The sequence below is a fragment of the Shewanella sp. SG41-4 genome (assembly GCF_014164505.1).
Taxonomy (GTDB): domain Bacteria; phylum Pseudomonadota; class Gammaproteobacteria; order Enterobacterales; family Shewanellaceae; genus Shewanella.
This window is the reverse complement of the sequence record NZ_JACJFI010000370.1, coordinates 1-3,014: the sequence shown is the minus strand read 5'-3', so window position 1 is coordinate 3,014 and position 3,014 is coordinate 1. Positions and strand designations below refer to the sequence as shown.

Here is a 3,014-nt window from a genome sequence, read left to right as displayed (position 1 = left end):
CAATAGCGACTCGCTGTTGGCTGATACGATTAATCGCCGAAGGACCAATTTGTAAGTCGATTGTGGCAATAGCACTTAAGGGGATCGGCTGGGCGCTATTAGGATTAATAATTAACGATTCAATGTCGCTAATTTGATCGCGTTCGCTTAATTCGCTGCGCACCAAAATGTCCACTTTACGATCGCGTACCGTGAACTGGCTGGCAATAGTGCCACCTACACGTTGGGCAATACGGTTAGCTACTGTGGGAGCGTCCATCCCAAGGGCGGCTAAACGGGCATGGTCAAAGCGAATGCTGATCTCTGGTTGGCCATCTCGTAAGGTAGTATTGATGTCACTAAAGCGATCAGACTGAGATAAAGCATTAACCAGTTGGTCAGCGCTTTGTTTGAGTTGAGCTAAATCATAACCCGATAGCTCGATTTCAAGTGGGGTTTTAAAGCTGAATAATTCTGGATGTTCAATTTGAGCTTCTAATTCAGGAATATTTTTTGCTGTATTACGCAGTACCTGACTAACGGCATTAAAGGCTAAAGGATCAGCTAGTACCACTTGTAATCTGCCCCAGTTTTCACCACCTCTAGCAGTATCCGATGTCATTAACCCACCGCTACCCGCTTGGCTATAGGCGTGTTTAACATCGTCACGGTCTTTAATCGACAGGGCTAGCTGCTGTAATACGGCATCAGTTTCACTGACTTCGTTGCCTGGCGGTAATAAAATTTCGACATAAAACTCACCTTGATTCATCGGCGGAATTAATTCGACCCCTAACTTAGGCAGCAAACTGGTTGACGCTAGGGTCACCAATAGTGCTAACACAATGGTTAATACTTGGTGGCGAAGAGCGTGATGTAATATACGGAAGTAGATTGATTCGACTATGCGATATAAGTAGTTAAAGCCAGCGCAGATGGGTTTGAGTAACAGTCCAAATACACTACTTACAAAACGGCTAATGACAATAATTGCGGTTAACAATCCTGAAGGCAAATAGCTAAACAAGAGTTTAAATGGAAAACTCAGCACTGCCAGTAAGTAGTAGGCTATTTTTCCTTTTCGGCTAGTAGGTTTAGGTTTTTTAGCCACTTCAACTGGTTGCGGTAGGTTAGTAAAACCTTGTCGCGATGCCAACATAGGAATGGCTGTTAAGGCAACAAATAATGAGGCGAGTAGGGCGAAAGTGACGGTGAGAGCTTGGTCGGCAAATAGAGCTCCTGCTATGCCGTCGACAAACACCAAAGGTACAAAAACTGCCAATGTAGTAAGTGTTGAAGCAAAAATGGCGCCAGAGACTTCTTTACATCCCGTGACGGCGGCTTCCATTTTACTCATGCCTTGAGATTTATAACGATCTATGTTTTCTAAGACCACAATGGCATTGTCGACCAATAAACCAATCGCTAACGCAATACCACCTAACGACATAATATTTAAGCTGATATCGGCAAAATACATCATGTTAAAGGTGGCAATAACCGAAAAGGGGATCGAGATTGAAATAATCAGAGTGGCAATAATATCTCGTAAAAACAAGTAAATAACCAGCATCGCCAGTAAACTGCCAAATAACGCCGCAGATGTTACTTCATTTACTGCGCTTTCAATAAACTCAGATTGGTCGTAAATAACTTTTAACTTATTGTGTTCATTAGCTTGATTGATTTTTTCAAGTTCAGAGCGTAGTTTTTGCGCGACAGCAACAGTATTGGCGTCACCTTCTTTGTATATGGCTAGTTCAATAGATTCCACTTCGCCGATGCGAGTAATATCACTGCGTTCTTTGTAGGCATCACTAATCACCGCAATATCAGATAATCTGACTAACGTTTGGCCATCGCGGTAGATAATCACCTGGCCTAATTCATCTAAAGAATTGAATTGGTTTAACGTTCTGACCAAGTATTCTTTATCACCTTGGATTACTTTACCTGCTGAAAGGTTGATGTTTTCTTCATTTATTCGGCGCTTAACCTGGTCGGCATTAAGATTCAGTTGACTTAGTTTTTGTTGATTTAATTCAATATGAACTTCTTGCTCTAACCCACCAGATAGCCTTACGGCAGCAACACCAGACAAGGCTTCTAAACGTCGTTTTAACTCCTCATCTGCAAAAGTTCGCATTTGCTTTAACTGCTCCGCATCTGCATTGGGTACAGAAAAAGCTAAGCGCATGATGGGATCAAGATTGGGGTTAAAACGCAATAATAATGGCTTATTAATGTCTAAAGGCAGCTCAATAGTGTCGATTTTTTCACGCACTTCAAGACTAGCCATGTCCATATTTGTGCCCCATTCAAACTCAAGCACAACATCTGACATGCCCGAACGAGAAATGGAACTGATTTTCCGTAGTCCTTTGACGACACCAACGGCTTCTTCAATTGGCTTTGATACTAGCTGCTCAATTTCAACCGGAGCCGCGCCATCATATGCTGTGCGTATGGTTACGCTTGGATAGCTTAAATCGGGTAACAGTTTTACCGCGAGGCGAGAAAATCCAACCATGCCAAAAAGCATCACAGCGAACATGAACATCCATACCGTGACGGGGCGTTTAACTGAGGTGTTAATTATCGACATTATCCCGCTCCGTTATCGAATTGCAGCGAAGCTAAGTGGAGTAATAACCTCTACCAATGCTTGATCTTTGAGGTTTTGTTGACCACGGATGACAATTTGTTCGCCATCCTCAACACCCGATAAAATTTCAACTGTGTTATTTTCACGAAAACCCAAGGTGACTTCACGTCGTTGTGCCAAGGTGTCTTTAATCACATACAGTGCCTGAATGTTATCTTGGTTGATTAATGCATTATAAGGAACGGTAAGTACATCTAGGTGGGTGTCGTATTTAAGTTCAACTCGAGTAAACATACCCGCTTTTAATGCTGCATCGTGATTTGGCACGGCTAACGTCACTTTAAATGTACCGCTTTGTGCATCCACTATCGGACTAATACGCAGTACTTTTGCATCGATAATATTGGCCGCGCTACCTTGATGTTGCTGA

General features: G+C 42.6%; 2 protein-coding genes. Both read right to left on the bottom strand.

What is annotated here, in order from left to right; all coding sequences use genetic code 11:
- A partial coding sequence (locus H5202_RS19750) for an efflux RND transporter permease subunit (protein WP_182773570.1) occupies window positions 1-2,584 on the bottom strand: 2,584 nt, incomplete at its 3' end.
- 12 nt (window positions 2,585-2,596) lie between these two features.
- A partial coding sequence (locus H5202_RS19745; RefSeq protein WP_182773569.1) for an efflux RND transporter periplasmic adaptor subunit occupies window positions 2,597-3,014 on the bottom strand: 418 nt, incomplete at its 5' end.